The 20,893-nt window shown below is 47.6% G+C and carries 13 protein-coding genes; 5 read left to right on the top strand and 8 right to left on the bottom strand.

Features of this window, described 5'->3' with window-relative positions; genetic code table 11:
* Positions 1-295 precede the first annotated feature (295 nt).
* The 4 genes from metH to Q1B11_RS02925 form a co-directional block, all read right to left on the bottom strand.
* A complete protein-coding gene (gene metH, locus Q1B11_RS02940) occupies positions 296-4,003 on the bottom strand; it encodes a methionine synthase (RefSeq protein WP_299727145.1) in 3,708 nt (1,235 codons plus the stop codon).
* A 239-nt stretch (positions 4,004-4,242) separates the two neighbouring features.
* Entirely contained in the window at positions 4,243-6,321 is a 2,079-nt protein-coding gene (locus Q1B11_RS02935; RefSeq protein ID WP_299727142.1) for a hypothetical protein, read from the bottom strand.
* 334 nt (positions 6,322-6,655) lie between these two features.
* Positions 6,656-7,081: a deaminase gene (locus Q1B11_RS02930; RefSeq protein ID WP_299727139.1), complete on the bottom strand. Its 426-nt coding sequence runs from the start codon at positions 7,079-7,081 to the stop codon at positions 6,656-6,658.
* 81 nt (positions 7,082-7,162) lie between these two features.
* The gene (locus tag Q1B11_RS02925) at positions 7,163-8,374 is read right to left on the bottom strand and encodes a multidrug effflux MFS transporter (RefSeq protein WP_299727136.1); all 1,212 of its coding nucleotides are present in this window, start codon (positions 8,372-8,374) and stop codon (positions 7,163-7,165) included.
* 206 nt (positions 8,375-8,580) lie between these two features.
* On the opposite strand from Q1B11_RS02925, the gene Q1B11_RS02920 reads away from it, so the two are divergent.
* The 4 genes from Q1B11_RS02920 to torA all read left to right on the top strand — a co-directional run bounded on the left by Q1B11_RS02920 (position 8,581) and on the right by torA (position 13,760).
* Entirely contained in the window at positions 8,581-9,621 is a 1,041-nt protein-coding gene (locus tag Q1B11_RS02920) for an ion channel (RefSeq protein WP_299727133.1), read from the top strand.
* Between the two features lie 114 nt (positions 9,622-9,735).
* Complete coding sequence (locus tag Q1B11_RS02915; RefSeq protein ID WP_299727130.1) at positions 9,736-9,939, top strand: periplasmic nitrate reductase, NapE protein; 204 nt, start codon at positions 9,736-9,738, stop codon at positions 9,937-9,939.
* 33 nt (positions 9,940-9,972) lie between these two features.
* Positions 9,973-11,262, top strand: a complete 1,290-nt coding sequence (gene torC, locus Q1B11_RS02910; RefSeq protein ID WP_299727127.1) for a pentaheme c-type cytochrome TorC — start codon at positions 9,973-9,975, stop codon at positions 11,260-11,262.
* A gap of 20 nt (positions 11,263-11,282) precedes the next feature.
* The gene (gene torA, locus Q1B11_RS02905; RefSeq protein WP_299727124.1) at positions 11,283-13,760 is read left to right on the top strand and encodes a trimethylamine-N-oxide reductase TorA; all 2,478 of its coding nucleotides are present in this window, start codon (positions 11,283-11,285) and stop codon (positions 13,758-13,760) included.
* A 2-nt stretch (positions 13,761-13,762) separates the two neighbouring features.
* Here torA and Q1B11_RS02900 read toward each other — a convergent pair whose 3' ends face one another.
* From Q1B11_RS02900 to ubiG, 4 genes are all read right to left on the bottom strand, one after another.
* A complete protein-coding gene (locus Q1B11_RS02900) occupies positions 13,763-15,430 on the bottom strand; it encodes an HAD family acid phosphatase (protein WP_299727121.1) in 1,668 nt (555 codons plus the stop codon).
* A gap of 163 nt (positions 15,431-15,593) precedes the next feature.
* Positions 15,594-16,340 (bottom strand): YciK family oxidoreductase, encoded by a 747-nt coding sequence (locus tag Q1B11_RS02895; protein ID WP_299727118.1) that lies wholly within the window; start codon positions 16,338-16,340, stop codon positions 15,594-15,596.
* A gap of 10 nt (positions 16,341-16,350) precedes the next feature.
* The gene (locus tag Q1B11_RS02890; RefSeq protein ID WP_299727115.1) at positions 16,351-17,043 is read right to left on the bottom strand and encodes an HAD-IA family hydrolase; all 693 of its coding nucleotides are present in this window, start codon (positions 17,041-17,043) and stop codon (positions 16,351-16,353) included.
* Between the two features lie 2 nt (positions 17,044-17,045).
* A complete protein-coding gene (gene ubiG / locus Q1B11_RS02885) occupies positions 17,046-17,828 on the bottom strand; it encodes a bifunctional 2-polyprenyl-6-hydroxyphenol methylase/3-demethylubiquinol 3-O-methyltransferase UbiG (RefSeq protein ID WP_299727112.1) in 783 nt (260 codons plus the stop codon).
* 392 nt (positions 17,829-18,220) lie between these two features.
* Between ubiG and gyrA the strand changes: the two genes are divergently transcribed.
* A complete protein-coding gene (gyrA, locus tag Q1B11_RS02880) occupies positions 18,221-20,866 on the top strand; it encodes a DNA gyrase subunit A (protein WP_299727109.1) in 2,646 nt (881 codons plus the stop codon).
* Positions 20,867-20,893: the final 27 nt, after the last annotated feature.

Raw genomic sequence — 20,893 nt, 5'->3', positions numbered from 1 at the left:
AATGGCTTGATGAGCTTTAGATAAGAAAATGGAGGATTGGTTTCAGTTTGATCATCATTCTCTGAAAATAAGCGGGGCAGAGTGCCTGCCCCTGAGGGATATTATACCAATTCTGCTTTTAAATTATGGGCTGCGCAGCCATTTTGACCGACTGGATCTGCGTTGAAGTTCCTCGCCATAGCTACTACCCGAGGGCATAAAGGCTATGACTCGTCTCTTCGCCTTTATGCCCTCGGGTATTGCCCAGTCGCCCAAAATAACTTGCTCACTCCATAATTTAAAAGCGACATTGGTATTAGTCTGCCAGATTGGGCCGTAACCAGCGAATTGCCTTGTCAACAGACCAGCTTTTACGCTCTGCGTAGGGCTCCAGCTGTGTTTGATCAATCTTTCCCAGACCAAAGTACTTGGCTTCCGGGTGAGAAAAGTACCAACCGCTGACACTGGCTGCTGGCAGCATGGCAAAGTGCTCAGTGAGGGAAACGCCACTGTTTTCTTCCCCTTTCAGCAACGTAAAGAGCGTTTCTTTCTCCGTATGATCCGGGCAGGCAGGGTAACCCGGGGCTGGGCGAATACCTGCATACTTCTCTTTGATCAGTTCTTCATTGCTTAGTGTTTCATCGGATGCGTAGCCCCAATAGTCTTTCCGGACTTTTTCATGCATGTATTCAGCAAAGGCTTCGGCAAAACGATCCGCCAGTGCTTTCACCATAATGCTGTTGTAATCATCACCGGCATCTTCGTACTGCTTAGCCAATTCATCCGCACCAATACCGGCAGTGACGATAAAGCCGCCCACATAATCCTTTAACCCGGTGGATTCCGGTGCAACAAAGTCTGCAAGGCTGTAGTTGGGTTTATCTTCAGGCTTTGGAGCCTGCTGACGCAAATGATGTAGATGACACACGACGTCTTCACGGCTCTCATCTTGATAGACGGCAAGGTCATCACGGTTGACCTGGTTTGCTGGCCAGAAACCAATCACCGCTCGAGCACCAATCAGCTTTTCATTCACCAATTTATCAAGCATCTCTCGGGCATCGTGGTAAAGACTGGTGGCCGCTTCACCCACCACTTCATCCTGCAGGATTTTTGGATATTTGCCCGCAAGATCCCACGTCATAAAGAAGGGCGTCCAGTCAATGTAGTCCACCAGTTCGGATAGAGGGAAGTCCTCGAAGGTTTTTACACCGGTAAAAGCAGGCACTGGTGGTTCATAGTTTTTCCAGTTTGGCGTAAAGGCATTATCCAGCGCTTCTTCATAGGAAAGTAATGCTCTTTTGTTGCTGCGTTTTTCGTGGCGGATGCGGATTTTCTCGTACTCGGAACGGGTCTCTTGCACCAGTTCCGTTTTCAGAGTATCGCTCATCAGTCGTGTAGAAATTCCGACACTTCGAGAAGCATCCGTCACATAGATGGCAAGATCATTCTGAAATTGGGGTTCTATCTTAACCGCGGTGTGAGCCCTTGACGTGGTCGCACCGCCAATCATTAACGGAATTTCAATATTCAGGCGTTGCATTTCGCTGGCCACATGCACCATTTCATCAAGGGACGGTGTAATCAGCCCGCTGAGCCCGATGATATCGACGTTTTCTTCTACGGCTGTTTTTAAAATAGTGTCACAGGACACCATCACTCCAAGGTCCACCACTTCAAAGTTGTTACAGGCCAGCACGACACCGACAATGTTTTTACCAATGTCGTGTACATCGCCTTTTACTGTTGCCATTAAAATCTTGCCATTTGACCGGCTGACTCCGCCTTTTTCGGCTTCAATAAATGGAATCAGATGCGCTACTGCCTGCTTCATAACACGGGCGCTTTTAACCACCTGAGGCAGGAACATTTTACCGGCGCCAAACAGGTCACCTACCACGTTCATGCCGTCCATTAACGGCCCTTCAATCACCTCGATCGGACGGTTGGCTTCTAACCGGGCAGCTTCAGTGTCTTCAAGAATGTAGGTAGTGATGCCTTTCACCAGAGAGTGTTCCAGCCGTTTGGTCACCGGCCATTCTCGCCACGCCAAATCTTCTTCTTTTTTTGCCGAGGAACCGCCTTCACGGAATTGGTCTGCAATGGCCAGTAGCGCTTCGGTGGCATCGTCGGAGCGATTGAGAATCACGTCTTCTACTTTTTCGCGAAGCGCTTTGGGAATCTCCTCATAGATTTCCAGCTGACCGGCATTAACAATGCCCATGGTCAGGCCAGCTTTAATGGCGTGGTACAGGAACACCGCATGAATGGCTTCACGAACCGGGTTGTTGCCGCGGAAAGAGAAGGACACATTACTGACACCACCGGAGCTCAGTGCGTGAGGCAGGTTATCCCGGATATACGTCGCGGCATTAATAAAATCCACGGCGTAGTTATTATGTTCATCAATACCAGTGGCAACAGCGAAGATGTTTGGATCAAAAATAATATCCTGAGGTGGAAAACCAATGTCGTTCACCAGAATGTCGTAGGAGCGCTGGCAAATTTCAATTTTGCGAGCTTCGGTATCCGCCTGACCGGTTTCATCAAAGGCCATAACTACGACCGCCGCACCGTAATTCCGGCAAAGGCGAGCATGATGACGAAAGGCGTCTTCGCCTTCTTTCATGCTGATGGAGTTAACAATACCTTTGCCCTGAATGCATTGCAGGCCTGCTTCAATCACATCCCACTTGGAGGAATCCACCATGATGGGGACTCTGGAAATATCCGGTTCAGAAGCAATCAGATTCAAAAAGGTGACCATGGCCTTTTTGGCATCGAGCATCCCTTCATCCATATTGATGTCGATGACCTGGGCGCCGTTTTCCACCTGATTCAGGGCGACTTCAAGAGCCGTATCGTAATCTTCTTCGATCACCAACCGTTTGAAGCGGGCGGAGCCGGTGACGTTACACCGCTCACCCACGTTGACGAACAGCGAGTTCTGATCAATGTTAAAGGGCTCAAGGCCACTCAAACGACAGGCAACAGGGATTTCTGGAACTTTGCGACCAGCAATGGTCGCCATTTTGTCTGCAATGGCTTTGATATGTGCGGGAGACGTACCGCAGCAGCCACCAATAATATTAACCAGCCCGGATTCGGCAAACTCACCGACAATCTCCGCCATTTCGTCCGGCGTTTGATCGTATTCACCAAAAGCATTGGGCAGGCCAGCATTAGGGTGGGCGCTGACAAAGGTATTTGCGCAGTTCGAAAGGTCTTCCAAATGAGGGCGCAGCTCGGAAGCCCCTAACGCACAGTTTAAGCCGACGGAAATTGGCTGTGCATGTTCTATGGAGTTCCAAAAGGCTTCTGTCGTTTGTCCAGACAATGTACGACCAGAAGCGTCTGTAATGGTGCCGGAAATCATAATCGGCAAGCTAAATCCCAGCCGATCAAATAGATCTCGCACCGCAAAGATAGCGGCTTTTGCGTTTAAGGTATCGAAAATGGTTTCAATCAACAGAATGTCTATACCGCCTTCAATCAGTGCGATAGTTGCTTCCTGATAGGCGGTGACCAGCTCATTAAAGTTGGTGTTTCGATAACCTGGATTATTGACATCAGGAGAAATCGAGGCTGTTCGATTGGTTGGCCCAAGAACGCCGGCAACAAAGCGAGGGCGGTTCGGATTATTGCGGGTAAATTCATCCGCTACTTCCCGTGCCAGCCGGGCAGCTTCACGGTTGATTTCCGGCACCAGAGATTCCATCTGGTAATCCGCCATGGCAATGGTGGTGGCGTTGAACGTGTTGGTTTCCAGAATATCGGCACCGGCTTCCAGGTACTCTCGATGTATCTGTTGAATGATGTCGGGTTGAGTCAGAACCAGCAGGTCGTTGTTGCCTTTGACATCGCAGGGGTGTTGAGAAAATCGTTCGCCACGATAATCTTCTTCGGTAAGTTTGTAACCTTGGATCATGGTGCCCATGGCACCATCAAGAATCAGAATCCGTTCTTTAAGTTGCTTCTGCAGTTCCGTAAAGGCTTGTTGTTGAAATGATGTTGCTTGAAGCATGAATCGCCTGCCAATGTACGTTTATTATGGCGCCATTGTATCACTATAACGGTGGAATTTACGTAGAAGAAAAGTCGACCTGTAAGATAAACAAGACGACTGTCTGATTTTTTTGTATGCAGTAAGGACATTATGACTAGTATAGGGAAGCGCTAATACTCATACCGTTCACACTGAGCGGAGTCGAAGTGTGGTGTTTTATCCTTTGACTCCGCTCAAGATGAATGGGTATTTATGTTTTAACCTTTCTCATAATACATTTTATTACTGATGAACGAGCATTGTGAACCTGTGTTCGATTTATTGAGTAAAGGGTTATGGTCTGAATTGCCTTTTGAAGGCAGACCTGCCTCCATCCTATCAAGCTCTTCTGAGCTCGGCTGCTTTGAGCAGCCCATACACAGGCTGACCTTTGTAGCAATGGATTCTGCAAGTGGCTTAACTGTGTCATAGGTTGCCTTGCCAAGTAAGCTCAAGAGTGAGGCAATTAAGGTGATATCAAATACATACCCCATTGGCGGAACCCAATCAGATAAGATAGTCGAAGAGCTTAAGCCTAACTCATGCTCCTTATTGATGACTTCACGTAATGCATCTGCTCCACCCTGGGCAACGATGGCATAGGATATTGGAGCTATAAGAAATAATATTTGAATGCCCTTTGTTCCCCACTCCTGCCCGGTTTTTGGCCACTCTATGCCCGTGGTAAGCATTTTTTTCAATGTTTGATATATTTTTTTGAGAATTTCTATAGGGTAATTAGAGAAAGCGGATCCCTGAAGGAAGTAACTCAGGGTTTCCATTACATTTTTCCCCAGAGGGTAGGCGGTCAAGCTATTTTTATAATGGTTCAATTTTTGCCCCGCAGAAAAGGCTGAACCAAATTGCCATCCGACATAGATTGAAATTAATCCCATACTCACCAGTTCTATTGCGGCCATTAGTCTGCCATAACAGTCTTTATCTAGAGCTTCATTGTTTAGATATTTATTAAGCTCTTTGATCAGGTCATTTTTGTTTTTTTTGAGGTCGCTACAAATTTCTGTGTATTTTGTGCGCTCAGCGGAGGTCATACTGCCCAGAAAGTCCCGCATGCACCCCTCCTGACCCACTTCCAGATTGTGTAGGTTCTCCAACATGGATGCGATCTCTTTCAGTTCGTTTTCGCTATGGTAGCTTCCACGGACCAATTTTTTCATTGGATCAGCATAGAGCCGGAATACCTGAACCACAGAGGCCAGGGTACCGAGACCTTCAACAAGGCCATTGCCCGCCGCCATAAAGTAAGATAATGCGTTGGCAACGGTATCTCCTGCTCCCCACAGTTTGAATATTTCGAAGGTGCCAGCCTTTGCATTGGAAGCATCCAATATTGTTGACCCGCCCGCGTATACCAAACCGAGTGTCGCAAAAAAGGATGTTTTCATCACCTCGGGGGCATTTTTCAGTCTACTGACCAAGGTACTGATTGAGGTTTGCGCCTCTGTCTGGTTATGGTTGTTAGCGTGTTGGCAACAGTTTTTGAGGAAATCCATTGCCTTGCTGGCGCCCGCTTTCAGTTTCTCTGAAGTTGCCCCTAAGTTACCCAAATAGAGACATGCGGGTGCGATAGCCGCAATCGAGCGGAATGCAATCGCTCCAAAATTTGCTTGACCAGTGGCGGTTAAAATACTTCCAAGGCCGTAAAGATTAACGACGGCAAAGACTGCCAAAAGCGAGTAGCCGCTGAACTTCGCGAATTTATAGAGTTTGGTTTGAGCATCACTCTCTTCTTGTTTAATTGTTGCAAGCTCGTTCAGTAGGCTGTCAATATTGGTTCGTAGTTGCTCATTTATCTCATTGCCTGCTGTGGCATCAGGTGCAAATATTACTTTCTTGAGAGATTGTAGGCCGTTTTCTATATTCTGAAGACCTTCAGTAGCGTCATTAGGCTCACTAGTATTATTGTCTATCGTTACCTCGGTGAAGCCTGATGTGTTGGGGTTTTCGTTTGTGGATTTTACCGTCTCTTGGGGTGTTGAAGCACGAAGGTTTGAGTCTTTGGTTTGCTGTTGAGTTGGGGGGGCAGTGTCCTCCTGAACCTCAATGGCTACATCAAAATTGGGGCTGGTGCTGCGGTTATTTATCGATGTAAATGAGGTTTCCTTTCTATAAGATTTATCATTCGATAAAAAAGTGGCTGTTTCAAGGGCTGCACATGTAGACTTTGAATGGTATGTGACAGTGGGCTGATGCTCGATGTTGGTCTGATGCTTGATGTCGGTCGTAACAGTGTAGGGGGCGGAATTATTCAAGCCGGTAGCGGAGTTTGTACTCATTTTTCAGATCCATTTCATTTATATATTGTGCTCCATAGATTAGTAGAATCTGAGTTTAATAAAGGTGTTTGTTATGCTCTGGACTCATAAATTATCGTTTTAACAGCTATCAATCATAATTCTTATTACTGCGCTGTATCAGCGGATTGATTACAATTTACTGACTAAATGGACTTGTGTATTTCTGATTGAGAGGATAAATGGAACTACCGTTTTTATTTTGAGGAGGCAGTGCTACAAATTCAAATGTGTGGTGGTTGCCTGATGTTGGTCAACCACTAAATCAGAGAATATAATTTTTGGAGCGGGCTGAGTAAAAAAGGGCAGAATTACTTTATGTTACTGAAACCTGCTCAATCTCAACCCCATTCTCACGACAGAATTGAGATAATTCTTCCTGAGGATTACGATCGTACTGAATATCATAAACAATTCTTTTTATGCCGGCTGCGAGTAAATTTTTAGTGCATTGGTCACAAGGGCTGTGGGTGACATAGGCGGTCGCGCCTTCAATGGGTGTTCCCAATCTTGCCGCCCAGATGACAGCGTTCAGTTCTGCATGAATTTCATGGCGCAACGACCAGGTATGATGTTCTTCGTATTCTGCCTCATTGCAATTGATGTAACCGGAAGGCGTACCGTTTACACCGGTAGAGAGTACTCGTCCATCCTTGACCAGCATGCAGCCTACTTGCAGGCGAACACATTTCGACAGTTTGGCCAGAGAGTGGGCCATTTCCATGTACACGCTATCGCTCATTGATTTTGCTACCCGAATGCAAGTATAAAAAAAGCGGGCACATTATATTCATAAGCATGCCCACTTTTGATGGTAACAGAATCAGGCGGCTTGTGGAGTAGCGGTCGTCGCTCCGGTTCTCATAAGGCATAGGCCAGAAACGGCAACCGCAATTAATGTGATGGCAGAGAGTGATAGTGTGCCTGCTTCTGGTAGAAAACCAATCAAGGCGCTGATTAACGTAGCCAGTAACATTTCGATAAAGAAAATCATGCCCGCAGCGGTGCCCATATTGTCAGTCATGTGTTCAGTGGAACGTGCCTGGCACAACGGCATAAATAGCCCAAGACCTAACTCATAGATGGCAATGCCGGCTACATATCCGGAAATGGATTGACCGTCGGTTAATAGACCACTGGCCAAAGACACCATTGCTCCCAAAATTAGAAAGCTACCGGCAAATAATGTACTTTGGCTGCGACTCATTTTGGCGGTTACTTTTGGGCCAAAAGAAGCACTGATCAAATAACTGGCAATCGCAATGGCAAACAAATAGCCGTAAGTTGCCGGTGATACGCCCAGCTGACCAATGATCACGAAAGAGCCACCGGCAACAAACACAAATGCGCCGGCAAAAGCAGCACCAGCGGCGACGGTAAAGCGCATGTAGCGAGCATCGGTCAGGACTGCTTTATAGGCTGTCAGCATAGATTGCTTTTGTTGGTCATGGTTTTTTGCGACTTTGAACTGTTCAGGTAACAGTGTTAATGCGGCAATGGCGATGATAGCCATACCTGCCATGGCATAAAAGCTGTATTGCCAGCCTGCAAATTCTTGGAGATAACCACCGGCAATGGGTGCGGCCATTGGGGCAATGGTTAGACAGCCGCCAATATAGGCAAGCATCTTCACTTCCATTTGATCCTGGTAATAATCTCTGGCCATCATTCGCGCCACTGCGGTTCCGAAGCAGCCAAAAACCGCCTGGGCAAAACGTGCGGCGATGAACAGGTAAATGCTGTCGGTCCAAAGGGTCACTGCGGTGGCGACAAGATACAGGGAGTAACCAAATAACAGAGTGTTCTTTCTGCCGAAACGGTCTGCCAGTGGGCCAACGATCAGCATAGACACTGAAAAGCCCAGCATGAATAGGCCAACACTCCACTGAGCGATGGCGGAAGTGGTGCCAAAATGTTCTGTGATTGCTGGCAGTGAGGGTGTAAAAATATCAATAGACACAGGCCCGACGATCGCGAACAGCGTCAGCAAAATCAGGACAAAGGTCGGATGTTTTTCAGGAGTCAGGTGTCGCATGGCTTTCCAGTGGCAGGTCAATTAATGGCGCAGGATGGAGTATAGGCGAGATCTGAACAATCCGTGTTTATGCCAATATTACTTAGCTCTGTTTCGCTTTTATGAGTAATGATATATAAACATCGCAATAGTCATAAAACTGTGTGTTAACATGATTCGGCCGTTTTCATGACATGGTCGTTCATGGAGAGAGAAGATTGAATTATTTGAAAACAACACTGCGCTTCTTTCAAAGTCAGTTCCTGAAAGTCAGTTGGATTGCGCTTTTGCTGGCTTTTTTTCTGCATTTCCTTATTTCCTGGTGGTTGATGTGGCTGGCGGACGAAGTGACGTTACTGTCCATTGATCAATGGTTCTATTTCTATGTGACCACAACCACAACCGTGGGCTACGGTGATCTGAGCCCACAAACCTCACTTGGTCGTGTATTGGCAGCCTTTTTTCTGCTGCCCGGTGGGGTTGTGGTTGCTGCTGCCATTCTTGGGAAGTTGTCGTCTTATTTTATTACTGTCTGGAGAAAAAAAATGCAGGGCAGGGGAGATTATTCAAACCTCGAGAACCATATTGTTATTTTTGGCTGGCACTCCCGCCACACTAAACGAATGATTGAATTGATCTACGGTGACAATAAGCGAGAAGACCGGAAAGTGTTGTTGTGCGCGACGGAGGAAATGGATAACCCCTACCCGGAGAAAGTGTTGTTCATCCGTGGTGAAAGTTTGAATGAGCAGTCATTGATACAGCGTACGGGCGTGGATAACGCAGCTCGTGTGGTTGTGTTTCGAAATACGGATGATCAGACGTTGGCAACGTGTCTAACGTTAGCCGCATTAAAAACCAATGCGCACATCGTTGCCTGGTTTGAAAATGATGAAATGATAACGTTACTGAAATCCCACTGTCCTGAAATCGAGTGCCATAGCAATATTTCCATGGAGTTATTGGTTCGCTCTGCGCAGGATCCCGGGTCATCACGCATCCAGCAACAGCTGTTGTCTACCTTGGTGGGGCCTACCCAGTACAGCGTAAGAGTACCTGACGACTTTAATGGAACTACCTTTGGCCGTTTGCTGGAATTCCTGAAACTGAATCATGAGGCCATTGCCCTGGGCGTTGCGGATTCGGCGACGGGGAATGATCTACGATTAAACCCTTCCAGCGGTGCAGAGGTCACGGCGGGGCAGGTTGTTTATTATATGTCGGCTCAGAGAATTCATTGTGGTGAAATTGACTGGTCCCTGTTGTAAATAGAATGTTGTGAATTGAATGTTGTAGCTAGAAACCATTTTCTGACAATCCAGGCGTCATAGTTCGCATTCCTGTCCTATACTGCTTTCCTCAGTAATGTATGAAAATACAGTATGAAAATACAGTATGAAAATACGGTTTCTGATGTTGAGGATGCGGTTGTGGACAGCCCCACTACTGAACGACGTAAAGAGTATAAAGCGCTCTTTATCGTTGTCGTTCTACTTTTCCCCATAGTGACAATTTCCTTGATCAGCGGGTACGGTTTTCTCGTCTGGTTTTCGCAGATGATCTTTGGTCCTCCAGGACACGGTTGATTTCTTTACCTTCTTCCCGCGGACTAAATGGTTATGCAGCTGATACGTAAGGCTATCTGCTGGTTGTTGGATATATGGAAAACATTATCCAAGCCGGCAAAATATCTGAGTTTGGGCACCATCGCGATAGCGTCGTTTTTGATGGGTATTATTTTCTGGGGTGGTTTCAATACGGTGTTGGAGCTAACGAATACCGAAGCATTTTGTATTTCCTGTCACAGTATGCGCGATACGGTCTATCCGGAATTGCAGGAAACCGTGCACTGGAGTAATCACTCGGGCGTTCGGGCGACCTGTCCTGATTGTCACGTACCTCATAACTGGACTCATAAGATTGCCCGGAAGATGCAGGCGTCAAAAGAAGTGTGGGGCGCCATATTTGGCACTATTGATACACCAGAAAAATTTGAAGCGAAACGGATTGAATTGGCATCACACGAGTGGGCTCGTCTATCGGCCAATAATTCGCTGGAGTGTAAAAACTGCCACAGTTACGCGAGTATGAAGTGGGAAGATATGTCGCCACTGGCGCAGAAACAAATGAAAGCGGCAGCTGAACGGGATCAGAGCTGCATCGATTGCCACAAAGGAATAGCTCATCACCTGCCGGTGACGGACGGACGCTCTCACCTTTTATTGTCTGCAGTCAGTGTCACTATTCCAGAGGTTGGCAAAAACTATTACGCCGTGCTTCAAAAACCCTTGTTTATGGATGCGACCAGTAAAGAGGAAGCCGGTGTATTGAATGTGGCTACTGAAATCACCGTTACGGATAAAGAGAAAGATCGGGTGAAATTTCGGTTGGAAGGTTGGCGTAAACGCATAGGTACTGGCCGGATTATTAACGAAGATTTCGGTATAAATATTCGAGAGGCTGAATTAATCAAAGAGGCTGCTCAATCGGACAGTGTCGTGCAAGTGCTGGAAGAGAAAGTGGATGATGTGACGGGCTTGACCTGGCAGAAAGTCATCGTTGATATCTGGACTGGCAGTGGTGAATTGACGGATAACGTGGCCGGTATGTGGGATTTTGCCAGTACCACTTACCGAGAATCCTGCAGCCAGTGCCACAGTCAGCCCGAGGTGGCACATTTTGACGCAAATACCTGGCCTGGCATGTTTAACGGCATGATTGCCTTTGTGAATATGGATGATGACACTCAGAATCTTGTATTGAAGTACTTGCAGCTGCATTCATCTACCTATGCTGACCCTCATCATGCCGGTCGATCAGAGCAAGAAGCAGAACAAAAAGAGCCAGCAGATTCAGCCGCACGACCCAAGTTGCCACCTGAGTCTGTCCAGCCAGTAGCGAACCGATAAATAGGAATTGGTGATTGATTATGACCCTTAAGCGTCGTCGTTTTTTACAAGGCGCACTGGCCGCGTCAACATCAGGCCTGTTGCCTTTTTCTGCACTGTCAAAGGAGCAGAAAAACCAAGACCCGGCGGACAGTTTACTGGACGACGGCTGGCGGGTAACCGGGTCGCATTTTGGTGCATTTCGAGCTTATCGTAAAAACGGAATTGTTACGGATATCAGGCCTTTTGAAATGGATCAAAATCCCACAGACATGCTTAACGGCATTGCCGGGTCGATTTATAGCCCTTCACGCATTCGTTATCCCATGGTCAGGGAGGCTTTTCTTAAGTACGGGCACAAGGCAGAACGAAAAACTCTGGGTGATAATCGATATGTGCGGGTGACCTGGCAGCAGGCTTATGACTTATTAATTCGAGAGTTGAATCGTATCCAAACCGACTACGGTCCGTGGGCACTGTATGCCGGACAAACGGGCTGGAGAGCAACCGGTCAGTTCCACTCTGCAACAAACCATATGCAAAGAGCGATCGCCTTGCATGGGAATTTCATCCGAAAAATTGGAGATTACTCGACAGGTGCCGCGCAAGTTATCTTGCCTTATGTGCTTGGGTCAACGGAAGTCTATTCCCAGGGTACCTCATGGCCGTTGATACTGGATAATTCGGATCTTATCGTCATTTGGGCCAATGACCTTCTGAAGAATTTGCAGGTTGGGTGGAACTGCGAAACCCACAGCGGCATCGGATATCTCAAACAGCTGAAAGAGCGGATTAAGGACAAGAAAATCCGAGTGATCAGTATTGATCCGACGGTATCGAAAACTGCTGACTTTTTGGGCATTGAAACGGTCTATGTCAACCCGCAGACCGATGTGCCGCTGATGCTGGCTATTGCCCATGAGATGATTATCAATAAACGATACGATGCGGAGTTTATTCGTGGTTACACATTAGGCTTTAAAGAGTTCAAAGCCTATGTCAAAGGTGAAACGGACGGTACGCCGAAATCCCCTGCGTGGGCGGAACCCATTTGTGGTGTCAGCGTCAGCAAAATAAAAGAGCTGGCGGATATAATGACTGCAGGGCGAGTTCAGATTCTGATGGGCTGGTGTATCCAGCGACAACAACACGGTGAGCAGCCTTATTGGATGGCGGCAGTACTGGCGTCAATGATTGGGCAGATTGGCTTGCCCGGTGGCGGTATTAGTTATGGTCACCATTATTCATCCATTGGTACACCGTCGTCTGGTGGCTCTGGGCCTAACTCCTTTCCACTGAATCCTCCTGAAGACGTACCGCCCATTTTTGATAATGATGACTATAACGGCTATTCCAGAGTGATACCCGTGGCACGCTGGATTGATGCGATCCACGAGCCGGGTAAAGTGATCCAATATAACGGCAGCGAGGTGACGCTACCGGATATTAAAATGATTGTGATTTCTGGCAATAACCCCTGGCATCACCATCAAGATAAAAACCGGATGAAGGCCGCTTTCAGGAAACTGGAGTGTGTGGTCACTGTGGATTATGCCTGGAACGCCACCTGTCGTTTTTCGGATATTGTATTTCCCGCCTGTACTCAGTTTGAGCGGCATGATTTGGATTTATACGGTTCATACGCACAGCGGGGTGTGCTGGCTATGCAAAAACTGGTGGAACCATTATTTGAATCCCGCTCAGACTGGAATATCTGGCGTGAATTCAGTAGCCGAATTGGACGACACCAAGAGTACACTATGGGGCGGGATGAGTTTACCTGGTTGAATTTCTTATACGATGGCTGTCGCAGTAAAAATAAAGGCAAATTCGAGATGCCAGATTTTAAAACCTTCTGGCAGGAAGGGTATTTCGATTTTGGCGCTGGAACCCCTTGGGTAAGGCATGCCGAATTCCGTGATGACCCTGAAATTCACCCATTAGGAACGCCCTCTGGACTGATTGAAATCTATAGTCGAAAAATTGCCAGATACAATTATGACAACTGCAAAGGGCATCCTTCATGGATGGAAAAAGCCGAGCGAAGTCACGGAGGTCCGGGATCTGATCGTTTTCCCATAGCGCTTCAATCCTGTCATCCTGATAAGCGGCTGCACTCTCAGCTTTGTGACTCCACTGACTTTCGTGAAACTTATTCGGTTCAGGGAAGAGAGCCTGTGTATATGAATAAACAGGATGCAAAGAAAAGAGGAATTAATGATGGTGATCTTGTTCGAGTCTTTAATGATCGTGGAGAATTGATTGCGGGTGCTGTCATTACTGAACGATACGCTCCCGGTGTCGCCAGAATTCAAGAAGGTGCATGGTATGCACCTGTCAATGCAGAAATCGGCTCCGTTGATACCTATGGTGATCCAAACACAGTAACGCTTGATATCGGCACATCGGAGTTAGCCCAGTCATGCTCCGCTTTTACCTGTATTGTTGAAATTGAGAAGTGGAAAGGGGCTATACCAAAAGTAACTGCATTTGGCGGCCCCAAAGTGGTCGAAGTCTAATGTCATTCGTCAATGGTTTCATGATTTGGTTTTAAATAGTCGTGCTTTCCTTCCCAGTCTAAAAGAAGACTGACACGAAGATCGGCACGCTCCTGCTCACTGAGCAGGCAAATATTTTTCCCGGCAATTTTAGAGTAAAACTGCCACATCCAGGTTTTATTAACGGGATTTGGGGTCAAGAAATACTTTCGGCCATATAGGTGCTGACTCTGTTCAACTGATGACTTCTCAAATGGTGATAAACCCTGTTCAATAAGATCAAAATCGCTTAAATAGTCACCGACAAAAAGCGCGATATTATATTTCGTATTATTGATTATACCGCTCCTGATGGCGCTTCTCTGATGATTTTTTCCACAGCTGAGTAAATTGTCTGGGCAATAACTTTCTCTGTTAAGTAGATTGCCCGGGTTCGCATTGGGCAAATTGTTTGCATTTAGCTGTGCCAGTGTCAGAAGGGCGATATCTCCTTGATGGCCAGGTTTTCCTGAAGAATTGGATCTGGCTGTCAAATAAAAAATCTCATATCCAAGGTGGTGTGCCTTATCCAGAAACGCTTTGACACCTGGAACTAATGGTGAATTCAGTTGTTTGAGATAATCATTAACCTTCGTTTCAGGCGTATCAAACGTATAACAAAAGGATGGCGTTAAATGGATCGGTGGGTATTGAATAACCGTTCCATCAATATCAACGACAATGGCTTTGTTATTTCTGGAGAGGTTTTCTGGTGCAGACAGGGCATCACTGGCAGCTGAATAGGTTTGCAAAGTATTTGCGGTGAAATCAGCTGAGTGCTGTATCCATAGGTCAGCGAGGGCAATGTGCTGGTAATACGAGTCAGGCACTCTCAGGCTTGTATTCTGAGTAATCTGGGAAAGATATTTTCTAGCCCGGTGGATTTCAAGTGGTGCATGACGAGGGTATTTTTCGGAAATTTTTTCTTCCCATTGCCCATAGACGACATTAGGAAAGATGAACCACGAGTCGCCAAAAAAAGTCTGATGGCTCAGAACCCAGTGATTACGGTCAGGTAGCGCTAGATGGCTGGTGTTTTCAAAATCACTAAGCTGATCACCTAATAGCATAATGGGGAAATAACCCTTTTCTATCACTAAACGACGGTTGTCATTCTTGCTCAGGGTTTTGTTGTTTCGTTCCTGTAGCAGGACGTGTTCTTCACTTTTCACTGGAAAGCCAAGATTACGTAAATGTCTAATCGTAATGTTTTTAACAGAATGATAACGCCCGCTGATGTAAAAGATGTCGACGCCCATATCGTTGGCTTTTTGCAAGAAGCTTACGGCACCGGGAAGCGCCTTGGGATCTTCCTGTTGCCAGTAGCTTAATGAGCGTTCTGTATTTCTCCGATCTTCAGTGCCCACAAGACTGCTGAAATAGCGGGTATTCGATAGCAGTGTGTCGTCGATATCCGTGATGATGGCCGGTTTTTTTCCGGCCGGCGTTTTGCTGATGGCCTTACTAAGGCGGTCGCTGGCAATGTTATATACTTGATAAAAATAGGCTTCATATTCTGCTGAGTGCTGTTGCCAGTTGGCTGCGATCACTATTTCATTATTTAAATCTTTTTGATCATAACTTTGTACTTGCGCTGAAAACAAAGCTACATATGTCGTTAATATCAGCAAGAAAGAAAGTCTATTTAGCATGAAGTACACGGCTCGTCATCTTAGTCTGTGTGAAGCATGAGCATAGACAAATAAATATGGGTGATTAGGAGATTTACACAGAATTGGAACTCGACCCGGTTGATTATTCTACCGGGTGAGATTGCTGAGGGTCAGTTAATACGCAGATTTGCAGAATTTAGCATTATCCTTGCTGGGCATGAAAGGCTCTACCACTGGTAGATTGGCTCTCATCTCCCATTAAATAGAGATAAACAGGCATGATCTCTTCTGGCGTTGGCAGGTTTTCAGGGTTCTCGCCTGGAAAGACCGATGCTCTCATGGCGGTACGGGTGCCGCCAGGATTAATACTATTAAACCGAATGCTGCTGACGCCGTCTTCTTCATCGGCCAGTACTTGCATTAAACCCTCAGTAGCGAACTTGGAAACACTGTAGGCGCCCCAGTTGGCACGACCTTTATGGCCAACACCGGAAGAGGTAAAAATAACCGATGCCGTCTTGGATTGGCGCAGTAAGGGTAGTATTTCACGGGTTAGCATAAAGCCAGCGGTGAGGTTGACCTGAAGAATGCGATTCCAGGTTTCTGTCGGATATTGGCCAATGGGTTTTAATTCCCCCAGAAGACTGGCGTTGTGTAGTACGCCGTCAAGATGACCAAATTCATTCTCAATGGTTTCAGCCAGATTGGCGTAATCGTGATCCGTTGCTGTTTCAAGATTTAATGGAAAGATGGCCGGCATCGGCCATTGGTTGCTTTCAATCTCGTCATACACCGATTCGAGTTTCTTGATGTCTCTGCCCAGTAAAATAACCGTGGCGCCGTGCCGAGCGAAGGTCAGGGCCGCTGCTTTGCCGATACCGCTGCCTGCGCCGGTGATTAATATCACTTTATCGTTGAGGAGTGCATTGGGTGCGTCGTACTTAAACATATTCTATTCCTCAGGCGGGGACTTCCCAGTTTATTCGGTCAAGCCAGAGTTCCAGCTCTCCAGCATTGGCAATGTTGACGTCGGCTTGCCAGTCGAATGGGTTTTCATCCGGTAGGATGTAACCATAGTGAGCTGCAATCGTAATCATCCCTGCTTTCTTTCCGGCGATGATGTCTCTGTCATGGTCGCCAATGTAGACACTCTTTTCCGGTGAGCAACCCGCTTGTTGGCAAGCCAGTAACAATGACTCAGGATCTGGTTTGGGGGTGCTGACATCTTCAGGGCAAACAAAGGCATGGCATCGATCCCTTAAGCCAGCCTGCGCCATCAGGGAATGTGCATAAGCCTTTGGTTTGTTGGTGACGATACCCCAGGCCAGATTTCTGTCTTCTATGGCGCTTACTAATGGCACGATACCAGGATAAGGGCTTGCAGATGTATGGCGGCTGTCGTTTTGAATGAGCTGATCGTAGTAACGCAGAAAGTGTTCCCGCTTGGCTTCCAGTTCGTCCCCATGGGGTAATTTAAAGGCCAGCTTCATCAATGCCCGCGAGCCTGCAGACACATGCTGACGAATCAGTTGCTCATCCATGGGTGGGTAGTTATGTTCATCCAGCAGGCGATTCACGATAATGATAAAATCATCAGCGGTGTCCAGAAAGGTGCCATCCAAATCGAAAAAAATGCCTTCAATGGCGCTCATAGTCAGGGCTCGTTTTTATTCTGTGACTGATTCTGTGACTGATTCTGTGACTGCTTCTGTGATTGCTCTGTGCTTTTTGAGCCATGAATCAGATAGTTGACTGAGACATCCCTGGGATTAAGCCGGTAAACACCGGTCAGAGGATTGTACGTCATGCCGGTCATGTCATGGACATTAAGGTCAACTTTGCGCATATCGCTGCACAGTTCGCTGGGCTTGATGAACTTGCTGTGTTCGTGAGTGCCTTTCGGTAGCATTTTTAAAATGTATTCTGCTCCGACAATGGCGAACAGGAAGGATTTTGGGTTCCGATTAAGCGTCGCGAAAAAGACCTGTCCACCGGGCTTCAGGAGTTTGCAGCAGGCTTTAATCACCGAAGCCGGGTCTGGAACGTGTTCCAGCATTTCCAAACAGGTAACCACATCAAATTCGCCCGGCATTTCTTCGGCGAGTTCTTCGGCTGTAATCTGGCGATAATTCACATCAACACCGCTTTCCAGAGCGTGAAGTCGGGCAACGGATAACGGTGCTTCACCCATATCGACGCCGGTAACATCGGCGCCACGACGCGCCATGGACTCACTCAGAATGCCGCCACCACAACCAATATCAACCACTTTTTTACCTGCAAGACCAACCCGCTCGTCAATATAGTTAAGACGCAGTGGGTTGATGGCGTGCAGTGGTTTGAACTCGCTGTCAGGATCCCACCAGCGACTGGCCAATTCTTCGAACTTGGCAATTTCTCCGGGGTCTACATTTTGTGCGGAGCGCATATCGGGCATTTTGATCCGTTCCATCGAGGAGAAGAGGGGTTGTATATTCGGGGATTATACCTGTAAAACTGTGTATCACCGCAAGCGTGGGCTGATTTTGCGGGTAAAAAAATCGACGGTCTTCGAGACGTGCATTTATCCTCCAGATCACTCGCGATCAGGGGATAGACTGTGGTATTCTTACTCTTTTGATGATGGGGTACCACAATATGCTTAGCCGCAATGCTTTGCTACAAGGGTGCCCCCCTGAATGGTGATGCCTTACTGAGAGCCCTCTTCTTCCTCTGGTGTTCTACCTGATGAATTAAGAGGCCGTTCCTTATCGGTATCCGGGTCTACAGAACCGGAATGGATGCTGATTGCAATCTGTTGGCCTAAAGCAAAAGGATGACTGGGTTTCCATGACTGACATTGCTAAAGAGATTCTCCCGGTAAATATTGAAGATGAGCTCAAGCAGTCCTATCTGGACTATGCCATGAGCGTCATCGTGGGTCGTGCCCTGCCGGACGTGCGCGACGGGCTCAAACCAGTGCATCGACGTGTGCTGTTTGCCATGAGCGAACTGGGTAACGACTGGAATAAGCCTTACAAAAAATCGGCTCGTGTGGTCGGTGATGTAATCGGTAAATATCACCCTCATGGTGACTCTGCTGTTTACGACACGATTGTTCGAATGGCGCAGCCATTCTCGCTTCGTTATATGCTGGTGGATGGTCAGGGTAACTTTGGTTCCATTGACGGTGACTCCGCAGCGGCCATGCGTTATACCGAAATCCGCATGGACAAGATGGCTCACCAGTTGTTGGCGGATCTTGAAAAAGAAACCGTGGATTATGTGCCGAACTACGACGGCACCGAACAAATTCCTGCGGTAATGCCCACCCGGGTTCCAAACCTGTTGGTGAACGGTTCCGCCGGTATTGCCGTGGGTATGGCCACCAATATTCCGCCTCACAACCTGACGGAAGTGGTGTCTGGCTGCCTGGCATTACTGGCGGATGACTCTCTGACCGTTGACGATCTGATGGAGTACATTCCAGGGCCAGACTTTCCAACGGCTGCCATGATCAATGGTCGTGCGGGTATTCTGCAGGCTTATCGTACCGGTCGTGGTCGTATCTATATTCGCTCAAAAGCGGATATTGAACATGATGAAAAGAAGAATAAAAGCACCATCATTGTTAACGAGATTCCCTATCAGGTAAACAAAGCTCGCCTGATCGAAAAGATTGCCGAGTTGGTGAAAGAACGCAAGATTGAGGGTATCTCCGAACTTCGCGATGAATCGGATAAAGACGGTCTTCGGGTGGTTATTGAGCTCAAGCGCGGTGAAAACGCCGAAGTGGTTCTGAACAACCTTTATGCTCAGACCCAGATGGAAACCGTGTTCGGTATCAATATGGTGGCCCTGCAGGATGGCCAGCCAAAGTTGATGAACCTGAAAGACATTCTGGCGGCCTTTATTCGTCATCGCCGTGAAGTCGTCACCCGTCGTACCGTGTTCGAGCTTCGTAAAGCCCGTGAACGTGGTCATATTCTGGAAGGTCTGGCGGTTGCGCTGTCCAGTATTGATCCGGTTATTCAGCTGATCAAGGATTCTCCAACCCCAGCAGAAGCAAAAGAAAAGCTGATTGCCCAGGGTTGGAATCCAGGTCATATGATGGAAATGGCGGAGCGTGCCGGTGCTGACGCCTGTCGTCCGGACGAGTTGCCAGAAGAGTTTGGCCTGAGAGATGGTCTGTACTATTTGTCTCCGGTTCAGGCTCAAGCGATTCTTGAAATGCGCCTGCATAGATTGACCGGGCTTGAGCATGAAAAGCTGCTTTCTGAATACCGTGAACTGCTGGAAAAAATCGCTGAACTGATGTTGATTCTGTGTAATCCACAACGGTTAAAAGAAGTGATTCAGGAAGAGCTTGAGAAAGTACGTGAAGAGTTTGGTGATGAGCGCAGAACCGAAATTACCAGCTCCCGTCGTGACTTGACGGTTGAAGACCTGATCGATGTAGAAGACATGGTGGTCACCGTTTCTCATGGCGGTTATGCCAAGACCACCTCATTGGATACTTATCAGGCTCAGCGCCGTGGTGGTCGTGGTAAGTCTGCTGCGTCGGTTAAAGAAGAAGATTACGTTGAACACATGCTGGTGGCCAACACCCATACCCAGATCCTTTGCTTCTCCAGTAAGGGTAAAGTGTATTGGTTGAAGGTTTATCAGATTCCACAGGCGGGAAGAACCTCCCGTGGTCGTCCGGTGGTGAATATTCTTCCTCTGGAAGAGGGCGAGAAAATCACAGCGATGCTGCCGGTAGAAGAGTTTACTGAAGGCTACTTCGTATTTATGGCCACCATGAACGGTACCGTGAAGAAGACACCGCTGGAATTGTTTAAGCGTCCGCGGTCTTCTGGTTTGATTGCCCTGGGGCTTGATGAAGGCGATACACTCGTTGGCGCTGAAATTACCTCCGGTGACAAACAGGTGATGCTGTTGTCCAACGGCGGTAAGGCGGTTCGCTTTGAAGAGACCGATGTTCGAGCTATGGGCCGAACCGCTCGTGGTGTTCGTGGTATGAAACTGCCAGAAGGTCAGCGCATTATCTCCCTGATTATTCCGGAAGATGACGCGCAAATTCTAACGGCCAGCGCCAAAGGTTACGGTAAGCGTACCAATGTGGATGAGTTCCGTTTGACAAACCGTGGTGGTCAGGGCGTTATCTCCATGCAGTGCACTGAACGTAACGGCGAAATTGTCGGCGCTGTTCAGGTGTTGCCCGCTGAAGAAATTATGTTGATTTCTGATCAGGGCACTCTGGTGAGAACCCGTGTCAGTGAAGTCTCTACTCTTAGCCGGAATACTCAGGGCGTTACCCTGATTCGCGTCTCCGAGGGTGAAAAGCTGGTGGGTGTTGCCCGGGTGGATGAGCCGGAAACGGTGGCTGATTTGGGTGAGGACGTTGAATCACCGGAAGAGGGGACTGAGGTCGGTGCCAGTGCTGATGATCAAGCGCCCATTGCCAGTGAAGATGAAGGGGCGAGCGAGTCCTGATCAATTGTATTGACGCCAGCATTTGCT

Origin of the sequence: uncultured Endozoicomonas sp. (assembly GCF_947495845.1) — a bacterium.
GTDB lineage: Bacteria > Pseudomonadota > Gammaproteobacteria > Pseudomonadales > Endozoicomonadaceae > Endozoicomonas.
The sequence above is the reverse complement of the archived record's forward strand: the minus strand, read 5'-3'. Positions and strand labels throughout refer to the sequence as shown.

What these genes read in the sequence shown, in the direction of transcription:
- Q1B11_RS02900 (WP_299727121.1), bottom strand. Translation starts at nt 15,430, where the DNA reads ATGCTAAATAGACTTTCTTTCTTGCTGATATTAACGACATATGTAGCT.
- Q1B11_RS02895 (WP_299727118.1), bottom strand. Translation starts at nt 16,340, where the DNA reads ATGTTTAAGTACGACGCACCCAATGCACTCCTCAACGATAAAGTGATA.
- Q1B11_RS02925 (WP_299727136.1), bottom strand. Translation starts at nt 8,374, where the DNA reads ATGCGACACCTGACTCCTGAAAAACATCCGACCTTTGTCCTGATTTTG.
- Q1B11_RS02890 (WP_299727115.1), bottom strand. Translation starts at nt 17,043, where the DNA reads ATGAGCGCCATTGAAGGCATTTTTTTCGATTTGGATGGCACCTTTCTG.
- torA (WP_299727124.1), top strand. Translation starts at nt 11,283, where the DNA reads ATGACCCTTAAGCGTCGTCGTTTTTTACAAGGCGCACTGGCCGCGTCA.
- Q1B11_RS02930 (WP_299727139.1), bottom strand. Translation starts at nt 7,081, where the DNA reads ATGAGCGATAGCGTGTACATGGAAATGGCCCACTCTCTGGCCAAACTG.
- Q1B11_RS02935 (WP_299727142.1), bottom strand. Translation starts at nt 6,321, where the DNA reads ATGAGTACAAACTCCGCTACCGGCTTGAATAATTCCGCCCCCTACACT.
- metH (WP_299727145.1), bottom strand. Translation starts at nt 4,003, where the DNA reads ATGCTTCAAGCAACATCATTTCAACAACAAGCCTTTACGGAACTGCAG.
- ubiG (WP_299727112.1), bottom strand. Translation starts at nt 17,828, where the DNA reads ATGCCCGATATGCGCTCCGCACAAAATGTAGACCCCGGAGAAATTGCC.
- torC (WP_299727127.1), top strand. Translation starts at nt 9,973, where the DNA reads ATGCAGCTGATACGTAAGGCTATCTGCTGGTTGTTGGATATATGGAAA.
- Q1B11_RS02915 (WP_299727130.1), top strand. Translation starts at nt 9,736, where the DNA reads ATGAAAATACAGTATGAAAATACGGTTTCTGATGTTGAGGATGCGGTT.
- gyrA (WP_299727109.1), top strand. Translation starts at nt 18,221, where the DNA reads ATGACTGACATTGCTAAAGAGATTCTCCCGGTAAATATTGAAGATGAG.